This is a genomic window from Bacillus sp. LQ01, assembly GCF_057624735.1.
Genome location: NZ_JBYEZL010000001.1, coordinates 1319807 through 1342502, shown reverse-complemented (window position 1 = coordinate 1342502; position 22696 = coordinate 1319807). Strand labels below are relative to the sequence as shown.

General features: G+C 33.4%; 25 protein-coding genes and 2 other annotated features. Of the genes, 6 read left to right on the top strand and 19 right to left on the bottom strand.

The window, feature by feature from the left end; translation table 11 throughout:
- Positions 1 to 111 precede the first annotated feature (111 nt).
- A complete protein-coding gene (locus AC22L0_RS07100; RefSeq protein WP_000637207.1) occupies positions 112 to 600 on the bottom strand; it encodes a dihydrofolate reductase in 489 nt (162 codons plus the stop codon).
- Between the two features lie 19 nt (positions 601 to 619).
- Entirely contained in the window at positions 620 to 1576 is a 957-nt protein-coding gene (locus AC22L0_RS07095) for a thymidylate synthase (protein ID WP_087967886.1), read from the bottom strand.
- A gap of 198 nt (positions 1577 to 1774) precedes the next feature.
- On the opposite strand from AC22L0_RS07095, the gene AC22L0_RS07090 reads away from it, so the two are divergent.
- Positions 1775 to 3232 carry a serine hydrolase gene (locus AC22L0_RS07090; protein ID WP_087967887.1) on the top strand — a complete coding sequence of 486 codons (1458 nt, stop codon included), beginning with the start codon at positions 1775 to 1777 and terminating at the stop codon, positions 3230 to 3232.
- Between the two features lie 50 nt (positions 3233 to 3282).
- Here AC22L0_RS07090 and AC22L0_RS07085 read toward each other — a convergent pair whose 3' ends face one another.
- From AC22L0_RS07085 to AC22L0_RS07060, 6 genes are all read right to left on the bottom strand, one after another.
- A complete protein-coding gene (locus AC22L0_RS07085) occupies positions 3283 to 4215 on the bottom strand; it encodes an aminoglycoside phosphotransferase family protein (protein WP_087967888.1) in 933 nt (310 codons plus the stop codon).
- Between the two features lie 11 nt (positions 4216 to 4226).
- Positions 4227 to 4613 carry a VOC family protein gene (locus AC22L0_RS07080; RefSeq protein WP_087967891.1) on the bottom strand — a complete coding sequence of 129 codons (387 nt, stop codon included), beginning with the start codon at positions 4611 to 4613 and terminating at the stop codon, positions 4227 to 4229.
- 1 nt (position 4614) lies between these two features.
- Positions 4615 to 5250, bottom strand: coding sequence for an HAD family hydrolase (locus AC22L0_RS07075; RefSeq protein WP_487272180.1), 636 nt, complete (start codon positions 5248 to 5250; stop codon positions 4615 to 4617).
- Positions 5251 to 5356: 106 nt separating this feature from the next.
- Positions 5357 to 5944: a YpjP family protein gene (locus AC22L0_RS07070; RefSeq protein WP_001134421.1), complete on the bottom strand. Its 588-nt coding sequence runs from the start codon at positions 5942 to 5944 to the stop codon at positions 5357 to 5359.
- Positions 5945 to 6211: 267 nt separating this feature from the next.
- Positions 6212 to 7426, bottom strand: a complete 1215-nt coding sequence (locus AC22L0_RS07065; protein ID WP_087967893.1) for an ABC transporter permease — start codon at positions 7424 to 7426, stop codon at positions 6212 to 6214.
- Complete coding sequence (locus AC22L0_RS07060) at positions 7419 to 8129, bottom strand: ABC transporter ATP-binding protein (protein WP_487272179.1); 711 nt, start codon at positions 8127 to 8129, stop codon at positions 7419 to 7421. Before AC22L0_RS07060 ends, AC22L0_RS07065 begins: the two co-directional genes overlap by 8 nt.
- A gap of 153 nt (positions 8130 to 8282) precedes the next feature.
- On the opposite strand from AC22L0_RS07060, the gene AC22L0_RS07055 reads away from it, so the two are divergent.
- Together AC22L0_RS07055 and AC22L0_RS07050 are read left to right on the top strand one after the other, a co-directional pair.
- Positions 8283 to 8714, top strand: a complete 432-nt coding sequence (locus AC22L0_RS07055) for a GNAT family N-acetyltransferase (protein ID WP_000009776.1) — start codon at positions 8283 to 8285, stop codon at positions 8712 to 8714.
- 29 nt (positions 8715 to 8743) lie between these two features.
- Entirely contained in the window at positions 8744 to 9271 is a 528-nt protein-coding gene (locus AC22L0_RS07050; RefSeq protein ID WP_000181772.1) for an HAD-IIIA family hydrolase, read from the top strand.
- Positions 9272 to 9512: 241 nt separating this feature from the next.
- Here the strand turns inward: AC22L0_RS07050 and AC22L0_RS07045 are convergent, their stop codons facing one another.
- The 8 genes from AC22L0_RS07045 to AC22L0_RS07010 form a co-directional block, all read right to left on the bottom strand.
- Positions 9513 to 9731, bottom strand: coding sequence for a helix-turn-helix domain-containing protein (locus tag AC22L0_RS07045; protein WP_000152538.1), 219 nt, complete (start codon positions 9729 to 9731; stop codon positions 9513 to 9515).
- Between the two features lie 10 nt (positions 9732 to 9741).
- On the bottom strand, positions 9742 to 10227 hold the full coding sequence (locus AC22L0_RS07040) for a DUF2975 domain-containing protein (protein ID WP_001050149.1): 486 nt from the start codon (positions 10225 to 10227) through the stop codon (positions 9742 to 9744).
- Between the two features lie 175 nt (positions 10228 to 10402).
- The gene (locus tag AC22L0_RS07035; protein ID WP_001223866.1) at positions 10403 to 10843 is read right to left on the bottom strand and encodes a GNAT family N-acetyltransferase; all 441 of its coding nucleotides are present in this window, start codon (positions 10841 to 10843) and stop codon (positions 10403 to 10405) included.
- Positions 10840 to 11313, bottom strand: a complete 474-nt coding sequence (locus tag AC22L0_RS07030) for an SAM-dependent methyltransferase (protein WP_000493255.1) — start codon at positions 11311 to 11313, stop codon at positions 10840 to 10842. The genes AC22L0_RS07035 and AC22L0_RS07030 overlap by 4 nt, the downstream gene beginning before the upstream one ends.
- Positions 11314 to 11401: 88 nt before the next feature.
- Positions 11402 to 12097 (bottom strand): aspartate/glutamate racemase family protein, encoded by a 696-nt coding sequence (locus AC22L0_RS07025; RefSeq protein ID WP_000848569.1) that lies wholly within the window; start codon positions 12095 to 12097, stop codon positions 11402 to 11404.
- 171 nt (positions 12098 to 12268) lie between these two features.
- Positions 12269 to 13471: an iron-containing alcohol dehydrogenase gene (locus AC22L0_RS07020; RefSeq protein ID WP_033667951.1), complete on the bottom strand. Its 1203-nt coding sequence runs from the start codon at positions 13469 to 13471 to the stop codon at positions 12269 to 12271.
- Positions 13472 to 13550: 79 nt separating this feature from the next.
- Positions 13551 to 14990 (bottom strand): GntP family permease, encoded by a 1440-nt coding sequence (locus AC22L0_RS07015; protein ID WP_000424327.1) that lies wholly within the window; start codon positions 14988 to 14990, stop codon positions 13551 to 13553.
- Between the two features lie 204 nt (positions 14991 to 15194).
- Positions 15195 to 15860 carry an HAD family hydrolase gene (locus AC22L0_RS07010; protein ID WP_000278478.1) on the bottom strand — a complete coding sequence of 222 codons (666 nt, stop codon included), beginning with the start codon at positions 15858 to 15860 and terminating at the stop codon, positions 15195 to 15197.
- 190 nt (positions 15861 to 16050) lie between these two features.
- Here AC22L0_RS07010 and AC22L0_RS07005 point away from each other — a divergent pair, with 190 nt between their 5' ends.
- Entirely contained in the window at positions 16051 to 16848 is a 798-nt protein-coding gene (locus AC22L0_RS07005; protein ID WP_000028915.1) for a lipid II flippase Amj family protein, read from the top strand.
- 24 nt (positions 16849 to 16872) lie between these two features.
- Entirely contained in the window at positions 16873 to 17448 is a 576-nt protein-coding gene (locus AC22L0_RS07000) for a nucleotidyltransferase family protein (protein ID WP_087967897.1), read from the top strand.
- Positions 17449 to 17484: 36 nt separating this feature from the next.
- Here AC22L0_RS07000 and AC22L0_RS06995 read toward each other — a convergent pair whose 3' ends face one another.
- From AC22L0_RS06995 to aspS, 3 genes are all read right to left on the bottom strand, one after another.
- The gene (locus AC22L0_RS06995; RefSeq protein ID WP_002100944.1) at positions 17485 to 18360 is read right to left on the bottom strand and encodes an alpha/beta fold hydrolase; all 876 of its coding nucleotides are present in this window, start codon (positions 18358 to 18360) and stop codon (positions 17485 to 17487) included.
- A gap of 77 nt (positions 18361 to 18437) precedes the next feature.
- Positions 18438 to 19778 carry a sodium-dependent transporter gene (locus AC22L0_RS06990; RefSeq protein WP_000814539.1) on the bottom strand — a complete coding sequence of 447 codons (1341 nt, stop codon included), beginning with the start codon at positions 19776 to 19778 and terminating at the stop codon, positions 18438 to 18440.
- Positions 19779 to 19894: 116 nt separating this feature from the next.
- Positions 19895 to 20143 (bottom strand) — a binding site (T-box leader).
- 207 nt (positions 20144 to 20350) lie between these two features.
- Positions 20351 to 21649, bottom strand: a complete 1299-nt coding sequence (aspS, locus tag AC22L0_RS06985; RefSeq protein ID WP_000377332.1) for an aspartate--tRNA(Asn) ligase — start codon at positions 21647 to 21649, stop codon at positions 20351 to 20353.
- 105 nt (positions 21650 to 21754) lie between these two features.
- Positions 21755 to 21968 (bottom strand) — a binding site (T-box leader).
- A gap of 222 nt (positions 21969 to 22190) precedes the next feature.
- On the opposite strand from aspS, the gene AC22L0_RS06980 reads away from it, so the two are divergent.
- Positions 22191 to 22670, top strand: coding sequence for a hypothetical protein (locus AC22L0_RS06980; protein WP_001167912.1), 480 nt, complete (start codon positions 22191 to 22193; stop codon positions 22668 to 22670).
- Positions 22671 to 22696 lie beyond the last annotated feature (26 nt).

The following is a 22696-nucleotide window of genomic DNA, read 5'->3' as shown; positions in this document are numbered from 1 at the left end:
GCATTTTTACATGCTACCTATCATTATAGCACTATCGAATCTCATCTATAAACTTATATTGGTGAATACAAATAAAAAGATTGATGTGAATTCTCACATCAATCTTTTTTATTATTGTTGCTTCTCATATACATGGTAATAATACGTATACGGGTTTTTTTCATCCGTTAAACCTTTTTCTACAAAAATCTCTTTCCAATTTGTCATATCCATTTCTGGGAAGAATGTATCTCCTTCAAATGCATAATGGATTTTTGTTATATATAACTTGTCTACATAAGGTAAAAAGAGATCGTAAATTTGCGCTCCGCCAAAAATAAAAATCTCTTCTTCATTTTTACATAGTTCAAATACTTCTTCTACAGAATGAACAACTTCACAGCCTTCAACATGATACCCTTCATTACGAGTTACAATAATATTACGTCTTCCAGGCAGTGGTCTACCAATCGCTTCATAGTTCTTTCTTCCCATAATAAGCGGGTGGCCCATCGTTGTTTTCTTCACGTATTGTAATTCACTCGGTAAACGCCAAGGTAAATTATTATCTTTACCAATTACTCTATTTTCGTCCATCGCGACCATAAATGAAACAATCATTTTTTCATCTCCTCTACAATTATACTGCAACCGGTGCTTTAATTGCTGGATGCGGATCGTATCCTTCAATCTTTAAATCTTCCATTTCAAAATCAAACACAGATTTCACATCTGAATTTAATGTAAGTTTCGGGAATGGACGTGGTTCACGTGCCAATTGCTTTTCTACTTGTTCAAAATGATTTGTATAAATGTGTGCATCTCCAATTGTATGAACAAATTCTCCTACTTCAAGACCACATTCATGTGCAATTAAATGTGTTAGTAGTGAATAACTTGCGATGTTAAATGGAATTCCAAGGAATATGTCACCACTTCTTTGATATAGCTGACAAGAAAGTTTTCCGTCCGCTACATAAAATTGGAATAATGTATGACAAGGCGGTAATGCCATACTCGGTACGTCTTCAGGATTCCAAGCAGAAACGATTAAACGACGTGAGTCTGGTGTTTTTTTAATCATTTCAATTACATCTTTTAATTGATCAAGTGTCTCACCAGCTGTCGTTTTCCAAGCACGCCATTGTTTACCGTAAACGTCTCCTAAATAACCATATTTATTTGAGAACTCATCATCTTCTAAAACGTTCTTTTTAAACAATTCCATTTGCTCATCGTACTGTACTTTAAATTCTTCATCTTGTTGTGAGCGAAGACCAAAATCAGTCATGTCAGGACCAGTATACTCATCACTTTCTACCCAGCTCTTAAACGCCCATTCATTCCAAATGTTATTATTATGCTGCAATAAATAGCGAATATTTGTATCACCTTTCATAAACCAAAGTAGTTCACTTGCTACAAGGCGAAATGGTACTCTTTTTGTCGTTAATAAAGGAAATCCTTTGCTCAAATCAAAACGCATTTGATATCCAAATACAGATACAGTTCCTGTCCCTGTACGATCTTCTTTCTTCGTACCATGTTCCATTACATGGCGGCATAAATTTAAGTATTCATTTTCAGCATGTTTCATATGTAGGAAAACCTTCTTTCAATCGTATATGGAATTTATCATAACATGAAAAATGGTAAATTTAATAATCTTAATTAATAAAATTTCTTGCGCTAATTCTTACAAAATTATTAACTTTCCATATTTTAAAAGGTTTTCATTTTCTATTACCGAAAGTATAGTGCGGTAGATCAAAATTTATATTTGGAGGTTAGAAATATGTCTAAAATTGAAACACCTGTTATGACTTCTTTACAAACCACGGTTGAAAAAATGATGAAGGATTTAAATGTTCCTGGTGTTGCTGTCGCTGTTATAAAAGACGGTGAAGTTATTCTTTCAGAAGGTTTCGGCTATCGTAATATAGAAACAAAAGAGGCTGTTACACCGAATACTCGATTCGCAATCGGTTCCTCAACGAAAGCGTTTGGTACACTTTCATTAAGCTTGTTAGCACAGCAAAAAAAGTTTAATTGGGATGCTCCTGTCCCGTCTTATATACCTAACTTTACTTTATCTGAACTACTTGCTAGTTCACAAGTTACAGGACGGGATTTAGCTTCTCATCGAACTGGAGTGAGTCGTCATGAGGCTCTTTGGTACAGTTCTTCCTTATCTCGAAAAGATCTCGTTGAAAAAATAAAACATTTACCACTTGATGCACCGTTCCGGACTGCATTTCTATATAACAACTTAATGTATGCAACAATTAGCTACATTGTTGAAAACATTACAAATCAAACGTGGGAGCAATACACTACAGAACATATTTTAGAACCTTTAAATATGAGACATACAAACTTCTCTGTTAACGATTCACAAACTACAGATGATTACGCTTTACCTTACATTGAAAATGACGGTGAAATAAAAGCAGTTCCATTCCGTAACATCGATACAGTTGGCGCTGCTGGGTGTATTAATTCCACAATTGAAGATATGGCAAATTGGGTACTTCTCCACTTAAATGAAGGAAAATTTGGAGATCATGAATTAATCACCTTTGAATTATTACAACAAATGTATACACCACACAATTCAATTCCAGACCAACCGGTTTTATCACTCCCTGAATCTCCATTAAATAGTTACGGTCTTGGTTGGTTTATTAGCGCTTATCGTGGTAAAAAAGTGATTCATCATGGCGGTAATATCGATGGATTTTCAGCGCTTGTTTCATTCATACCAACAGAAAACATAGGCCTTGTTATTTTAACGAATGCTGGAGGAACATTACTTCCTACTTATCTCGCTAATCAAATTTATGACGAACTACTTGAATTAGAATCCATTGATTGGCATAAACGTGCTGTAGAAGATACTAAAAAAATGAAGGAAATGATGAAAGAAGCAACTGAATCCCTCCCTGAACAAATTAAAGGGACTACACCTTCGCACAAGTTAGAGGATTATACTGGTACTTTTGAACATCCTGCATACGGAACATTACAAGTATACAAACGAGATGATTCGTTATATGTACAATTTATGGAAATGGATATTCAATTAGGGCATCATCATTACGACATCTTCTCCACAAAAGTTGACTTATTCCAAATGAAAATGAGCTTATTATTCGCTTATGAAATGAATGTAAGTGGTGAATTCCCATCCCTTCAGTTACATGTACCAGCTACATTAAGTACTCAGCCGCTTACATTTAAGAAAATTAAATAAGTATCTTGATGTTAAAAAATAAAGGTAGGTGCGAATCACACCTACCTTTTCTATTTCATATCAATCTTATCTGGTTGAAACCAAATTGGCTTCGATAACTCGAAGTTATTATGATCCTCTAAAACTATAGTAAGACGCTCCAACATATCATCTAACATATGCGGCGCTGCTCGTAATGTCCAGACAACTGAGGAGAAAACTGTCATGCCAACGTACACCGTGTATAATTTCCAGAACTCCTCTGGTATTTTCCTATTAAAGTATCCTTCTATTTGTCCGATTGAATACGGAATACTAATATCCCTTGCAAACAGTGCAATTTTTACGAAATCATGAATTGGGTCGCCCCAGTCATAGCCATTAAAATCAACAACACCTACATATTTTCCATCCCGTACAATTATATTTTCTAAATGAAAATCATCGTGTTGAAATCGATTCGGGCGGCTCTTTAAATATATTTCATTTTCTTCTATAAACTTTATGATTTTATCATCATTTTTTATTTTTATTCCGCATGTTTTGTATACCTCTACATATTTACTATGTTTTTTCATAGCTCTTTCATACCATGGAAGTATATCCTTAGGAGCTTCAAATGTATGCATTTCTGCTAAATCTTTTCCTGCCTCTATACCAATATCATATTGTTCTTTTGGTGAATACGTAGGCAATAGCTTCTTCGCATCTTCCCCTTCTAAATATGAAAAAATACTATAGCATACACCTTCTTCTTCCAATATACCTATTTCAATTGGCCTTTGTGCCTGTACGTTACGTTTTACCATTTCATTTAAAATTTGAAACTCTATTTTCTTTCTTTCATACTCTTTTATATCGCCTGTCCGAAATAAATATTTTTCATTATTTGCATTCGTAATTACATATTTCTTATCTGGAGAGAAACCTTTAGAAATTTCTTCAATATTCGCTGCATCTTTTACTATTTGTATATTGCTTTGCCGTGCTGTAATTATCTTCATATCTATTCCCCTTACATTTCTGCATTTGGTGTATAGGCAACTTCTAAAATAAATCCATTCGGATCGTAAAAATCAATCGTATAGTAACCTTCCGAATAATGATTCATTTCAATTGGACCACGTATTACCTTCACTTTCGTACTAGAAAGAAAATCTGCTACTTCATCAACTACTTCTCTATGAATAGCTTGATAACAAATATGTCTAGGCCCTAACGTCCTTACAATTTCCTCATCTACTTCTTTAAAGTATATTTCACTTTCTCCTGTGCTATATGCTACTTCATTTAACTTTCTCCACCCAATTATGGAAAACAACTTATTATAAAAAGAAATGGACTCCTCTAAATTTGCTACCCAAAATTCAATATGATGAATGCCTGCTCGTAGTGTATTCATATTAAGAATACGCTCCTTGTACTACTTGCACAATTTCCATCGGCTTATGAACCATGTAATCTGGTGCATCTTTTTTCACTGTTTCAATAACATCATATCCCCAAGATACCCAAATTACGTTCACTCCAGCCTTTTTACACGCTGCTACGTCTCGCTGTTCATCACCGACATATAACATATCTTTCTCTGTTATCTTTTTCGATTTTAAAAATCTTTTTATCATCTTGTCTTTACCGAACAAATTTTTAGAACAATACACTTCTTTTATATTTTCTATATCATTCTTTTGTAAAAACGCCCGAATATGCTCTTCTGAGTTCGATGATATGACTGCAATTCCGTAGCCTTTTTTATGTAGTTCATCTAATACTTCCTTCATCCCATGGAACAAAATAAGATCTTTTATAGCAGGTTGATACAATTTATAAAACTCCAGCGCTAATATCGGTAGTTTATACAGTGGTACATCGAGTTGTTTACATCTCTCCGCCATCGTTAACTTGCGTAAATACTCAATTTCTTCTTCTCTTACCGTTTTATATCCGTGCTTTTCAGCAATTTGATTATAAATTGGTACAAATATATTTTGTGAATCTACTAATGTGCCATCAAAGTCAAAAACAATATATTTTTGCATTCCCATACTCCCTTTGCTTCTGTTTTCTAAACCTATGTTATTCAACAACATGGTTGTCTGTCCCTTCTATAAAAATAAAAAAGAACAAGATTTTCTCTTGTTCTTTTTAAGAAAGCCATTTCGGCGGTACATTCGTATTCCAATAAATATTTCCTAACTCATGATGTCCTGAGTATCCATCATCAAAACGATGATAATGGAAATTAAAATAATAACCATCTTGCGGTGGATGATCTCTTCTTACATGGAAACGCAATAAATCATTTCCTGATTTCGTATCGTAGACATGAAAAATCTTTTCATTATTCCCACCAGCTGGTTTTTGAGAAATCGCTAATGATTGTAGTGAATCTTCTGGTACATCACTAGCAAGCTCAGCAATTGCCTCTTCAATCTTTGGTAATATTACATCTTTAAATTCATCTTCAATTACTGGACCAATTTTAGTACCAAACTTTTGCATCGACTGCTTCTCTGCTTCTTGCATCGCATAAGTAATAAAAGTATCGGTGGTTAACCTGTCATTCGTTTCTTCATATGTATAGGACGTACTCTCCAAACTTTGTTGCCCAGCTGTGCTCGTAGGCTTGTCCGCAGCTTTGGCATTATCAAGCAATATGGAAGGAGGCGTCACTAAACCAAATGTAAATACGGTAATTAATGCGACTAAGGTTTTTCTAAACCAATTTGGCATTTATGTTCCCTCCCCTTTCACTCATTATTTTTTATATAACGGTGGTTTCTTCTATTATACAAAATGATTGTAATTTTTGCACTTTACAATTTTGTTAACGTTCACATATTTTTCACTTGAATATGAAATTGTAAGATTTCATACAATATTAATACCACGATATTGAGGAGGCACTTGAATGACTTTAGATGTCATGTATTCCGCCGCAAGCATACTCGTTTTAGTATATTTTATTTATCAATGTGTTACAGACTAGAAAAAGAGCCGTCAATGGCTCTTTTTTAATGGTAGAAATACAATCCATAGAATTAATAAAATAAAAACAACGCTGCCTACCACAGCTGGCAATAAATAAAACTGTGAAAGTATAACTATTCCATATAAAAGTATTGCTGGTAGTAGTAAATAACGATCTGCCTTCCATCTTAACAATAGTAATTTCCCTTCATCACAATATAAACGAAGAAACATCTTATTCGTAAATTCATTCCAATAATCACGTGCATAGCGAGAAATTGCAACTACAGCAAATACCAGAACAATAGCTGCAATCCACCTTGGAGTCATAATTATACTTGCAGTACTGATACATACAATTTGAATATAAAATATTCGTGCAGTACTTGTACGGAAAAATTCTTTCAAAAAAGATTCGACAATACGAGAATCAGCTTTTTTCCCTAAAAGTCTTTTAGAGCGCGGAAACATCCACGGTTTTTTATTCGAACTACTCGGTTTAGCCGCATGACCACCAACTTGCATAATTCCGCTCGTCCAGCGCATGCTTTCCTCCTTTTCTTTCTCGATTTCTTTAAAAAAGAACTTTTTATAATTCATTTTCTCTTTTACTAATACACTACTTAAGAAAATTACTAGACCGATAAATAAAATTGAATACAACGGATTTTTATAAATAAAAAATAAACTAATTCCAAAAAAGGACACGCTCATAGAAAATACTACATTTTTTACAATCCATAAAACCCATCGTTTCCCCACATGTACATGAACAAATCTCGTTAACAACGACAACATAAATCGAAATATAGTAAAGAATACCCAAAATAATAGGACTTGTATCTCTGTTACTTCGATACTTTTCATCAACACCGGTAACATAATAACGACTACTATTATATTCGTTATCGCTATTCGAACAAATGTGTACATCATGCCATACTGGACTAATTTTCGCATATGTGTTGCATACGAAATTAAAAATAAACTATCCGCTTGCTCAAAAAATGAACGAACTCCTCTTGGATATGTTACTAGATAAAATGCGAGTAATCCTAATCCGAAATAAATCGTCTCTTCCGTTGATAATTCATTTATCCATAGCGATCGATAATAGATTCCCATAAATATAAGTGCTGGAATAATAATATATAATGCGACTGTCCAATCTGTTACCGAACGTATAGACTTCCATTTCCGCTCAAGTTCATGGCGTAATCTCTTATAAAATTGTTGTTTAATCATGTTGTTCACGCCTTACAATTACATCAAAGCAGTCTAATAATGAACTACCCAGCATTTCCGCTAATATTTGAATAGATTCTAAATGTCCATCTGCGACTAATGTACCTTGTGAAATGAGTAAAAATCTTTCACAAATTTTTTCAGCAGTATCTAATACGTGCGTACAAAGTAAAATTCCTGCCCCGCGCTCTTTTTCTTTATATAAATAATTTAAAAACTCTTTCGTAGCTACCGGATCTAAACCGATAAAAGGTTCGTCAATGATATAAAAATCTGGCTCAGTTAAAAACGCCAATATTAGCATCGATTTTTGTTTCATGCCTTTTGAAAATTTTGATAAATACTCATGTTTATGCTTATTCATTCGAAAAGTATGTAATAATTGTTCCGCTCGTTCTTCCCAACTTCCCATTTCACTTCCACGAGCTGCCATTAATAATTCAATATGTTCCCAGAGCGTCAAGTAATCATAGTATGTTGGATGTTCTGGTACGTATGCATACGGATTTTTCTTTTCACCGAATGATATTTCACCGTCCATATTTACAAGTAATCCGAGTATCGTTTTAATCGTCGTACTCTTCCCAGCACCATTTGCTCCAATAAGAGCAACTAGTTCACCTTTTTCGATAGAAAAAGCTATATCATGAATTATTTTTTCGCCTATTTCATATCCAGCTGAGCGGATATTTACTTTTAACATGCATTCCCCTTCTTTCCATTTCTAATACATTCAAGGAAAAGAATAACATATAACTATCTATATATCATTATAAAATATTTATTTTCATAGCAGGAAAAAACATTTTTTAACAGAATATTAAATGTTTGATTACATTTTATTGGAGTGGATAATATGTCTTTTCAAATTCGTGAAGCAACGATAGATGATATAGACGCACTTTGTTCTTTAACGAAAGAATTAAAAGGTTCCTCTATTTCCTATGAAGATATGAACAACCGATTACAATTCGTACAAATGAGTCCGTTTGATTTTTTATATGTTTACGAGGAAGAAGAAGCTATATTTGGATTACTTGGATTTCGTATACGTGAAAATTTAGAAGATGTAACACGTTATGGAGAGATTTCAATTATTAGCGTTGATTCTAACATACGACGGAAAGGCATTGGACAAGTGTTGATGGATTATGCCGAGCAATTAGCAAAGAAACATAATTGCATTGGCACATGGCTAGTTAGTGGAACAAAAAGAGTAGAAGCTCATCCTTTTTACAAAAAATTAGGATATGAAGTAAATGGCTACAGATTTGTAAAACATTTTTAAACTACTTATAAATTGAAGGGACTATAACTATGACAAACATTAAAGCAATTTTCATTGATCGTGACGGTACAATTGGTGGTGACACTACAATACATTATCCAGGATCTTTTTCATTATTTCCATTCACAAAAACATCCTTGCAAAAACTAAAAGCTAAAAATATAAAAATTTTCTCTTTCACAAATCAACCTGGTATCGCAGATGGAATTGCAACTGTAGCCGATTTTGTACAAGAATTAGAAGGCTTCGGTTTTGATGATATTTATGTATGTCCTCATAAACACGGTGATGGTTGTGAATGCCGTAAACCAAGTACAGGCATGCTGCTTAAAGCAGCAAAAAAACATGGACTTAATTTAACACAATGTGCTGTAGTTGGTGATCGCTGGACTGATATTGTTGCAGGAGCAAAAGTAAATGCGACTACGATTCTAGTCCGAACAGGCGCTGGGTATGATGCTTTGCATACGTACCGAGACAAATGGGCACATATTGAACCAAACTACATTGCAGATAACTTTGAAGATGCAACAAACTGGGTTTTAAATCAACTATAATACAAATGAAAATTTTGATTCACCCGAAATAATTTAAAACATAGTTAAAATAGCCTTTTTGGCAAATAATTGTATTCCACAAAACGGATCACCTCAAAAGGTAGCAAGTTCCCTTTTGATACGCAAACATTGCAATTCAAATTATATTTTTTATTAGTAACAGCAATTAACGTAAAGAAGGAATAGCTTAGTGGCTATCCCTTCTTTATTGACTTCTATTATTTACATTTGTTATCTGTTTTTATTGAGTATTCTCATCGTTTTTATACTCCAAAATATCCCCTGGCTGACACTCCAAAGCTTTACATATCGCTTCTAATGTTGAAAAACGAACCGCTTTTGCTTTCCCATTTTTCAAAATAGAAAGATTCGCCATCGTAATTCCAACCCTCTCCGAAAGCTCCGTTACACTCATTTTTCGTTTTGCTAACATGACGTCAATATTAATAATGATTGTCATATCCGCCACCTCAGACCGTCAAATCATTTTCTGATTTTATGTTAATTGCCTCTTGTAGAAGTCGTTGGAGGATAGCAGCAAAAACGGCGATAACGAGCGAAGCAAAAACGATAATGAGTCCCACTAGCCCAATAGGAGGGTCCATTTTTTTCGCTATAAAATGAAAAAGTGGTAAACTTAATACATACAAACCACTGATTGTAATTGCACAGCGCTTTATATTCTTTAACGCCTTTACTGACAATTCCGAGAACGCTGTGTTCTCATCAATGTACTGTAAAAGATTGAAAGCCTGATAAAGAGCAACGTAAAAAGGCACAGCTGCTCCATACATCACAATGAAAACAAGATATTTCATCGGAGCAATATTAGGATACAAATTTGCTGCGAAATTCGCCATTTCCGGCACTAAAAATATGCATAAAGCAAGTACTGAAATTCCAGCAAGAAAAATAATTACTTTTAAGAACGTTGTTGAACTTCGTTTAAGATTCATTTACAATACCTCACTTATTTAATGGCAACATAATTTTATCACAATATTTATTGTTTAACAATAAATAAATATCGTTTTATTTTCGTCATGTTTTTTAATTTAGGCAAAAATAAAAAAGAATTTCTCATTACAAAGAAATTCTTTTTCTTGAAAATGTCTCTTTCAACTTAATTTTTTAAAACGTTAATTCGTAATGGAAATAACGATTATCTCTCAAATAACCATTTTCAGCGTATAATCGTTGTGCTGATAAATTATCAATCTCCGTTTGCAGCTTTACACCTTTTGCTCCATTTTCTAATGCGTATTCTTTAGCAGCTTCTAATAATTTTTTACCTGTTCCGGCTCCACGCTTCGCCGCTTGTACAAATAAATCATTTAAAATCCATAATTCTTTCATTGAAATAGAAGAAAATGATGGATATAGTTGCGTGAACCCAATATATTCGCCGTCTTCAACTGCTACGAAAATAACAGACTCTTTTTTCTCAATTCTATTTCGTAAAAATACTTTTGCCCCTTCTAAATCAGAATCTTGCCTATAAAACATGCGATAGTTATTAAAAACTGATGCTAGTCCATCTAAATCTGCAATTGTTGCCTCATATATTCTCATTTTACTCCATTCCCCTTCCAATACTGTCTCATTATATCCGTTGCCCATTTAGGCTGGTGTATTTCTTCTGTCGGCATAAACTCTTTCATTATTGGTTTTATATCCAATATAGGAGTGCCATCAATAGCATCTAATCCCTCAACAATAATTGATTTACCTTCTCTTTTGATCACCTTTACAATTGTTACACCTATGCGATTTGGGCGATTTTTCCCGCGCTGTGCAAAAATACCTACTTCAGGATAATCCTTATTATTTCTAGGATGTCTAGCAAAATACTGAATTTGCTCGTCAGTTACTTTATGAAAATAAAAAACAACTTCAATATGAGAAAAATCTTCAACCCCTTGTATACTCTCTTCTGCATACATTTCAGTTAAAGTTATACGAGATCTTACTTCTCCCCACTCATCATCTTTTATTTCCTTTCTTTCATTATGTACAAATGCGATTGGTTGAACTGAAAACATACGCATTCCCCCTTAAATGTAACCACTTACATTATAAAATATTTTCTGAATGTTTTCCAGATATACGAATAAAGTTTACATAATATAATTATACTCTATCTAGAGCTACCTTGACTGCTTCAATTGCATGTATATGAGTTGTATCAAATATCGGGACAGATACGTTTTCTTGCTTTATTAATAACCCTATTTCTGTACAACCTAATATGATTCCCTGTGCTCCTTTTTGCACTAACTCTTCGATGACTCTTTTATAATATTCTCTAGATTGAGATACTATTTTTCCTAAACATAATTCTGTATATATTACTTTATTTATTTCTTTTCTATTTTTTTCTGATGGTACTATTACTTTTATATCATGCTCTTCAATACGTGACTTATAGAAATCTTGCTCCATTGTATATTTAGTTCCAAGCAGACCAACCTTTTGAATGTCTTTTCTTTTAATTTCTTTTGCAGTTGCATCAGCAATATGTAAGACTGGAATATCAATTTTGGCCTTTATTTTTCCAACTACCTTATGCATTGTATTTGTACAAATGATTATAAAGTCTGCTCCTCCCTTTTGTAATGAATATGCCGCATTCCCTAGAATTTCTCCAGCACCATCCCAATCTCCGCTAGACTGACATCGTTCAATCTCTTCAAAATCCACACTATTAATCAAACATTTTGCTGAATGTAGCCCTCCTAATCTCTCTTTTATTTCTTCATTAATAATTCGATAATATTCAGAAGTTGATTCCCAACTCATACCACCTATAAGACCTATCGTTTTCATATAAACACCTACCTAAACTTTTTTTATAAAACTAATAACAACGTTTTATTATGTATATTATACACAATAAAACAAGACTTTAAGTTTGGAATATAAAGTCTTGTTTTAACGTAATAATATAGAATAATTGTACTTTCATTTCCAAGGAAATTTTTATAGAATATTCTGAAATTAATAATCTGATATTTTTATAAATTCTTTATACTTATAATTAAAACACTCTCGATACAACTCTTTGATTTCATCATATGATGGAACACGTGGGTTATTAGCTGGGCTACCACTTTCAATTGCATCTGATGCCATTTTAGAGATAGCATTTTCAAATTCAATTTCATCGATACCGTATTCTTTTAAATTTGGAATACGAAGATCATAGCAAAGCTTTTTTATTTCCCCAATCGTGTAGTCTGCTACTTCCTCATCAGAATTCGAATACAAATCCTTATTTAAGTTACGTCCAATTTTTGCTAACCTTTTCACTGCACTTGTTTTCGTAAACTCTAACACTGTAGGTAATAGTATGGCATTTGATATTCCATGCGGTACATGAAATAATGCTCCCACTGGCCTTGACATTCCATGAACTAATGTAACTGATGCATTCGAAAATGCAATTCCAGCTTGTAAGGAAGCAATCATCATCGCTTCTCTTGCCTCCATATTATGTCCATCTTCATATGCTATACGTAAATATTTCATAATACTTTCAATAGCTGAAAGAGCAAGTACATCTGTAAGTGGTTGTGAAAATTTAGAAATATAAGCTTCAATCGCATGACATAACGCATCTATTCCTGTTGCTGCCGTAATTTGTGGTGGTAACGAACTTGTCAAAACTGGATCTATAATTGCTACTTTCGGTATAAAACTAGGATGCTTCATCATCATTTTTACATCTGTTTTTTTATTCGTAATTACTGCTACACTTGTAACTTCCGAACCAGTACCAGAAGTTGTTGGAATTGCAATAAGTGGTAGTGGATTGTTTTCTATTTCAATATCCTTTTGGACATAATCCTCAACTTCTCCACCATTTTTATATAAAACCGCTACCGCTTTCGCAGCATCAATACAACTTCCACCACCAATACCGATAATAAAATCGCACTTTTCCTCTTTACAAAGAGATAACGCTTCTAATACGTGTATATTTGTAGGCTCAGCATCCACTTTATTATATGTGCTAACAGTAATACCTTTCTTATTTAGTTGTTGCATACACTTTTCAACATATCCTAATTTCTCCATAATTGTATCAGTAACTATAAAAGCTTTTTTCCCTAACTTTTTTGATTGTTCTCCCAGTTTTTCAAGCGAATTCCTTCCATATAATACCGACTTTGGCATACGAAACTCAGAAACCTCCTGCAAGTCCCCCACCCCTTCTTATCCTAATTAATATTTTATAATATAAATTATCGATTTGATGAATCTTTACGATTCAAATTTTTTAATAGAGTCCTGTTAAAGTATAGAATGCGATAACTAAAAATACAGCAACCGTTTTCAAAATTGTAATAGCAAATATATCTTTATATGACTGTTTATGAGTTAATCCTGTTACTGTAAGAATAGTAATAATAGCCCCGTTATGTGGTAGTGTATCCATTCCTCCTGATGCCATTGATACGATACGGTGCATAACTTCTAATGGAATATCAAATTGATTGGCCGCTGCAATAAATTTGTCTCCCATTGCGCTTAATACTATTCCCATTCCTCCTGATGCCGAGCCTGTAATTCCAGCTAAAATATTCGTCGTTACTGCACCATTCACTAACGGATTTGTGAAAGTAGCAGAGATGCCATCTCTCATAATTGCGAAGCCTGGAAGTGCTGCAATGACACCACCGAATCCAAACTCAGCTCCTGTATTCATCGTTGCAAGTAGCGCTCCACCAATACTTGTATTCAATCCAGCTTGGAAACCTGTTACTACTCGCTTCCAATATAATAATAACGTTGTTAAGATTCCTATAATAAGTGCCAATTCTACAGACCAAATTCCTACTACTGCACTTAATTCTACTTTTCCAAATGCTTTCATACCAATTGCAGAAAAATCAAAACCGCTTGGATACCACTTCGGTATCATAATAGTAAACACTTTATTCATTACACCTACTAAAATAAGTGGTATAAATGCAATAAGTTGTTGTGCTCTTGTGATTTCAATGTTATTAATTAATGGCATATTTTTTTGTTCTACTTGCAAAGATGCTGCCATTTCAGTATTTCCATCATTAAAACCAAAATATCCTTCACCTGCTGCTTTTGCCTTCTTACGTCTACTCTCTAAATATAGTAAACCTAATGTAAGAACAAAAATTGCTCCTACAATCCCAAGTATCGGTGCAGCATAAATATCCGTTTTAAAAAATGTTGTAGGTATTACATTTTGAATTTGTGGTGATCCAGGTAGCGCATCCATTGTAAACGTTACTGCTCCAAGAACAATCGTTCCAGGGATTAAACGCTTTGGAATATTAGCTTGTCGAAACAACTTAGCTGCGAACGGATAAACAGCAAACACTACTACATACACACTAACACCACTATACGTTAAAATAGCCCCCATTAATACAATCGCTAATATAGTACGTTTTTCACCAACTAACTCAATAATTGTTTTTGCGATAGAATCTGCAATTCCTGACATTTCCACTACTTTTCCAAATATTGCTCCTAATAAAAACACAGGAAAATATAATTTTATAAATCCAACCATTTTCTCCATAAAGATATTAGAAAAGAAAGGTAATACATAACTAGGTTCTGTCAAAAATACTGCAAATAATGCAAATATCGGCGCGAATAAAATAACAGAAAAACCTCTGTATGCTACGAACATAAGTAAACTTAGTGCTAATAATATAATAACTAACTCCAATTTTACCCCTCCATTAAACAGAATATTCTAAATTTTATTGATAAATTTCTACTAACCTTTCAATTCTGACATCCCTCCTCTTATTCATACAAATTTTTATGCTAAAAATGTCTAATTATAATTATTCGATTACATATGAAAAATCCCTTTAAACAGAAACGAATTCATCGTCATACGTTATAAAGGGATTGCTAGAATCTATATTTACTGCTGTATTAAATTTTTCTCTACACAAAAATGATACAGTTCTTCAACATCTTTCACTATGTAGGTCGCACTAACTTCAGTCAGTTCTTTTTCACAGCCATAGCCATATAAAACACCAATTGAAGCAATTCCATTCTGATTTGCACCTATTATATCGTGCTTTCTATCACCAATCATTATCATTTCTTCTTTATTTAGTTCTTCATGTGTTTGTAAAATATGAGCAATTATTTCTTCTTTTTTTATTCTCGTACCATCTAAATTACTTCCAATGATGTCTTCGAAATAATTCGTTAATTGAAAATGCTCTATAACTTGTTTCGCAAATACAGTGGGCTTTGAAGTTGCTACGAATATGCGATTCCCTGAACTTTTTAATTGTTGCAAGAGCTTCAGAATCCCCTCGTATACATTATTTTCAAACAATCCACGCTGCTTTAAATACTCACGGAAGTAAAAAACAGCACGTTCAACCTCCCCTTCACTCATATTATATCTCTCTATGAATGATTGCTGAATAGGAGGACCTATAAATGAATCTAACTCACTTATATGTACTTCTTCAATTCCTACTTTTTTTAATGCATATAAAACCGAGTTTACAATCCCTTCTTTCGGATCAGTTAAAGTTCCATCTAAATCAAATAGAAATGTTTTATACATGCTTCATTCCTCCACTTAATTTGCTGTATAAATAAGTGCTAACATCTCTTCCACTTCTCCCTATTATACTATTATTATCTATTTTTTCGAAAAATCAATTTCCATATGTCACATACTTTCAGTTACAAAATACGATAGATATGATACAGTAAAAAAGTTACAATTATTTTAATAGAAACTGGTGAAACAAATGTCAATTACGTTAATTTTTATAATGGCTTTCACAATTGTGATCCACGCAGTTGAAACAAGCTCTTATAGTATTCGATTAGCTGGAGTACGTTTAAAGAAGATTGCGGTTGCCTTGTCTGTTGTAGGAATGGTGTTACTTATTTCAAGAACATCAAACTTACTACAAGCCTTTTTAATCGGTGGTATTGTCGATGAAGCAAAACTAGATTCTTCTATTAATTTAGAGCATATTATACGACTCGTACTATTATCGGCTTCTATCGGTACTTTAATCGCGATCATTCTTTATCCAACTTTGACAAAATTATTTGGATATGTCATTCAAAACTTTGAAACAGACGGTTCTTTCATTCGAATGATGAAAACGAATAACATTCAAAAATTAAAGTACACAAAAAAATATGTCCGTTTTCCAAAGTTAGAAATGATTCATAGACTGCGTATCGGTGGTATTCCAAAGCGTATTATGCTTATTAACATGTTTGCTACTGCTATTTATACAGCAGGGGTACTTTCAGCCCTTTACGCTTCTTTTTTAAATCCAGATTATGCAACAAATGCAAGTACAGCTTCTGGCCTTGTAAATGGTTTCGCCACTATTTTATTAACTGTATTACTCGATCCACGCATTGCTCTTTTAACAGAACGTGCTCTACAATCAGAAAGCGGTGCTGAATCTATGAGTAAAATGTATGGTTGGCTAATGATTTCTAGACTTCTCGGCACATTATTAGCACAACTGCTATTTGTACCAGGTGCTTACTGGATTTTATGGATTATTGAACTGATGCATTAATTTACTAGAAAGGTGAATTTATCAATGAAGATCAAAACAGAGAAAGATATAATTCGCTTAATAGAAAACGACGAATGGATGATGAATATATTACAAATGGCAAAATCACTAGAGCTACCTGATTGGTGGATTTGTGCCGGATTTGTTCGTTCTAAAATTTGGGATACTTTACATGACTATGAAGCTAAAACGGCTATGCCTGATGTTGATGTGATTTATTATGATAGTCTACATCAAGATGAGATATACGAACAATCATTAGAAACGAAATTAATGAATATTGATGCTACTATCCCTTGGTCTGTAAAAAATCAAGCTCGTATGCATGTAGTGAATAATATGCCACCATATTCTTCTTCTGTTAATGCTATTTCTAAATTCCCTGAAACAGCAACGGCTTTAGGAGTTACACTTGATGAACTAAACAACGTTATCTTAACAGCCCCATGTGGTATTGAAGATGTCCTTTCCTTACAAGTGAAACCAACAGCTCATTTTCTTGAATCGAAAGAACGATTACATATGTACAAAAACAGAGTTATAAAAAAGAATTGGCAAAGTAAGTGGCCTAACATCACAATCACATATCCAGAAATTTAGAAAGGGTGCCTCTCATTTATAGAAGCACCCTTTTCTTCATTTCAAAAAATGTATGACTGTTTCTGCAAATCTATCTGCTTCCTCATAATGAGGTGAATGACCGCTCTCTTCAAATACGATATACTTGCCGTTTCGGGCATCTTTATTAAATGTTTTAATTTGTTCTTCACACGTTACTACATCATGTTTTCCTACTATTAATAACATTAGATTTTGTACATCTTTTATTTTTGATAATAATGATGTATGACATGCTCCCTCTAATTTTAATCTATCAAAGTGAATTTTGGAGCGATTTGAAAATATTTCCCACTCTTCATCACTGTATAAACTCTCATCTGTCCTATTTTCCTTATTATTGTAAATCTCCATTCTTTTTTCTTCTAATTCAGCGCTTAGTCTTATATAAGCTTCTAACAACTCTTCTGAACTAGCATCGCTAGATGAATAAGCAAAGCATTCTTTTGCTATTTCTTCTTTTCCATACTTTTTTAATAAATGTCCTGTCTTTTGTAACAAAGCCCTACTTGTTAATGCAAAATTAAAAGTTGGTCCTTCAAATATTATTTTCTCTATTGAACTTGGATATATCGACGCATAAAGCAATGCTACATATCCACCGAAAGAGTGTCCAATTATAGACCACTTCTCAATTTGTAATACTTTTTTTAATTCCTCACAGTCTTCAATCAAATCATTTAATCCAAAAGCTTCGTCTTCAGTTATTTCTTCTGAGCGACAAACACCTCTTTGATCTATTATAATTACATATAGAGAATCTTTTAAACGTTCCGCTTGATGAAATGAAAAATCATAACAACTTTCTCCTGGTCCACCATGCAAGTATAAGACTGGCTTATTTTTAGGATTTCCATGTGTTTCAACGTATAGCTTTTTCCCTCTAATATTCATGTATTTCCCTGCTTCTATCAAATTTTCCTTTATGATCACCACCCCCCTTTTTTTACTGAATATTATAACATTTAATATTAAATAATTCCTATTACATTTAAGAAGACGATAATTATTGCAAGTGGTGCTACAAATCGAAGTAAAAATGCCCAACAAGTAAATACTTTCTTTCCATAATTTCCACCTACAAAAAACTCTGCTTCTAGTACCTTCTTCTCCATTTTGAATGAAACGAAAATACTAATAAATAGTGCTCCAAGTGGCATTAATATATTACTAGATAAAAAGTCTACTGCATCAAAAATATTCTTTCCGAAAATCGTAATATCACTCCATACTCCAAATGATAACGCTGATGGTATACCTACCAAGAAAATGCCGAAACCGATCATCCATGATAATTTCGTTCTCTTTTCTTGTTCACCATTTGCTAATGCTGAAACAACAGTTTCTAGTAGAGAAAATGCTGATGTTAATGTCGCAAATGTAAATAGTGCAAGAAATACTGTTAAGAAAAATCCACCGAATGGGATTTGACTAAATACAGATGGTAATACGATAAATAGTAATCCAGGTCCTTCTGTTGGCTCCATTCCTAATGAAAATACGGCTGGAAAAATAGCAAGACCTGCAAATAATGAAACAAATAAATTTAATCCAACAATTGTTATTGCTGATTTTGGTAAACTTTCTTTTTTATTTAAATAGGAACTATACGTAACCATAATTGAAATCCCGATACTAATTGCAAAGAATGATTGCCCCATTGCGAACAAAATACTTTCCGAAGTAATCTTTGAGAAATCTGGTTGTAAGAAAAACTTCACACCTTTCATTGCATCATCAAGTGTTAACGAACGAATAATAAGAGCGACAAATAAAACGAACAATGCTGGCAACATATATTTACTTGCTTTTTCAATTCCGTTTTGTACACCCTTTGATACAACCCATATCGTAATGAACATAAAAGCGAAATGTCCCATAATAGCCCAAGCAGGATTCCCAATTGTTTCAGTAAATAATGTACCGTAATTTTGTCCTGGAGTAATCAGTTGTCCAGTTATTCCTCTGAATAAATAAATTAATACCCATCCACCTACAACACTATAAAACGAAAGTAGTATAAAACAAGTTCCAACACCAAGGCGTCCAATCCAATGCCATCCCGTATTTGGTGCGATGCTTTTAAATGCTCCAACTGCTTGTTTCTGCGTACTGCGTCCAATCATAAATTCAGCTATAAGTAGCGGTAGTCCAATTAAAACAGTAAATAATATAAATATTAAAAAGAACGCTCCTCCCCCACTCTTCCCAGCGATATAAGGGAACTTCCATATCGCACCAAGTCCAATTGCTGATCCGGCTGCCGCCATTATAAAACCTAATTTCGAAGTCCATTGCTCCGTCTGTTTCATCTCATTTTCCCCCTAATTAAATCTTTTTATATAAATAAATAAATTTTATAAACCTATTCAAATAAACCCTCCATTTCTTCTTCCATATAATAAAAAAATGGCCTAGCATCTCTATATAAAGAGACGCTAAGCCATTTACTTAACGCGGTACCACCCTTATTGATTCCATTATGAATCCACCTTAGTAGTAATCGTTTGATTACAAACCTAATATCGAAGGTTAACCGTTAAGATTTACTAAGAATGTAATTCCGTTCCACCTTACTGCTCCTAGGCGAGTTCAGGATGTTATTTGACTATGTCACACCAACCCATAGCTCTCTGTACAAATACATGACCTTACTACTCCTATTCAACACATTTTAATATTTAGAATATATTTTCTTTTGAAATTAATATGAAGTATATCTGTTATATTTGTAACTGTCAAGGGTATATTGATTTTTTTGTCGAAATGGTTCATATTTCAACTGACTTTTACTAAGCTTATTAGAAAAAGAAAGAGTCTATATTTTCACCTTTTCAAACGAACTATAAAAAAAGAATCTTCGCGATAATCGCGAAGATTCTTTTTACGGTATGAGACGAGTACAATCTCTCGGAAAAGCACTCGCCTCTCGTACATTTGTTAATTCTAAAAGTTTATATACAACCCTTTCTAACCCAATTCCGAAACCTCCATGTGGTGGACAACCATATCGAAATGTATTTAAATAAGATTGAAATTTATCTGGGTGTAATCCTTTTTCTTTAAACGAAGCGAGTAACATTTCATAATTATGAATTCGCTGTGCCCCTGACGTTATTTCTAATCCTTTATATAATAAGTCGAATGAATCAGTAATAGCTGGATTCTCTTTATTCGGCATCGTATACATCGGTCTCGCTTTTTTCGGATAATGCGTAATGAAAACAAATTCACTATTATATATTTCCTTCACATATTTCCCTAGTAACTTTTCACCTTCTGTATCTAAATCCCCTACAGGAGATTCTTTACGATACTTACTTTTCAAAATTTCTTGTGCTTCTAACAATGTAATTTTAGGTATTTCAGTAATAACAGGTACTTCTATTTGTAATAGTTGTAGTTCTATTTCACATTTTTTCGCTACTTGTTGAAACATATATCGTAAAACATCCGTTTCTAGTTGCATCACTTCATAAAAATCATGAATAAAACCAAGCTCTACGTCTAACGATATATATTCATTCAAATGACGGGAAGAATTATGATGTTCCGCTCTATATACAGGTGCAATTTCAAAAACTCGTTCTAACCCACCTGCCACCATCATTTGCTTATAGAACTGTGGTGATTGTGCTAAATAAGCTTCTTTTTGGAAGTATGGAAGCTTAAAAACATTTGCTCCTCCTTCTGCCCCTTGCGAAACAATTTTCGGCGTAAAGATCCGTGTGAAATCGTTCTCTATAAGAAATTCACTAAAGCTTTGAACGAGTGTAGATTTCACTTTAAAAATCGCTGCGGTTCGCTCATGCCTTAATGATATTACTCGTTCATTAAGTAGTTGATCTAAGCCAACTTGTAACTTCTTTTTATTTATTTCAAATGGAAGTGGCTCTGCACTGTTTATTACTTTCACTTCATGAGCAAGTACTTCAACACCCAATTCTGTTTTCGATGTCTCGACTATTTCACCAATTACGTGGACGACACTTTCTACATCAACTTTATATCCAGCCAATTCATTTTCTAATACACATTGAATTACTCCTGTTCTGTCCCGTAATAATAAAAAACTAACATTTCCAAGATGTCGAATCTTTTTTACCCATCCTTGAAGTAATACAACCTTTCCACTTTGCTTTTTACATTCTTTTGTGAGTGAACGCTTCATTATTGAATCCATTATTTTTCCCTCCAGTAATTTTATATTTATTTACGTTATTGTTGTCATCGTCATCATCCACGGTCACTCACCCCCTTTCAAAGAATACAAAAATCCGCCCCTATAAATAGGGACGGATTTTTTTCCGCGGTACCACCCAAATTGTCATACTGACCATCTTAGCCCTGATAACGGTAGGTACCGTTTGCTTTTACTAATAATCACGTTCAAAGCAACACTCACAGGTGTCTTTCCATCATGCGGTATCGCAACCTTCCCAGCAACTGGCTGCTCTCTGTAGACCTTTGCACCATGTACTTTTCCTGATCATCACTTTTTATATTTACAGAGTATTCTAACTCCTCACCTTATAAAACGCAAGCTTTTTTTGAAACATTCTGGTTTTATAACTCCTAACTTCTTCTAAAGTGTGAAAAGTTAATTTTGTAATACATATTCTTATGTATTACATCCAAAATTACACCTTTAATATTTTCCAATTTTTACATAAAAACTAATTCATTTACGCATATTAATAAAAATTTTAACGCGAGGTGTGTATATGCAAAAAGCAATTAGTTTCTTTCTCCTTTTGTTTTGCTTAATTGTAGTAAACGAAACGTATGCCTATTCACCAAAATCTTTACCAATCTCTCAAAACTCTGATCAATGGCAAGTGAATATTGATAAACCGAAAAAAACAAACAAGAATATGCTTCAAGCTAAAAAAGATGAATTTCAAACATATCATTTTTCAGTAAAGAATGTCGGGAATAGTGAAGTATATAATGTAAACGTCGAAGTATTCCGCAACGAACCAAATAAGAAAACGAAATATGAACTCTTTTCCCTAAAGGAAAGTCGTTTGGCAAGTGGAAAAACTGGATTTGAACACGCTAATTTACCCGTTGCTACAAAAGCAGATGAAGTTGATGTTATTATTACATGGCAAGAACACCCATTCCGATCGATGCGAAATGGTCAAAAAGTTGAATCTAGAAAATTTAAAGAGCATTTTGTTTTTAAAGAAGCTAAAAAGTAAATGGGATACGGATATATTCACACTAT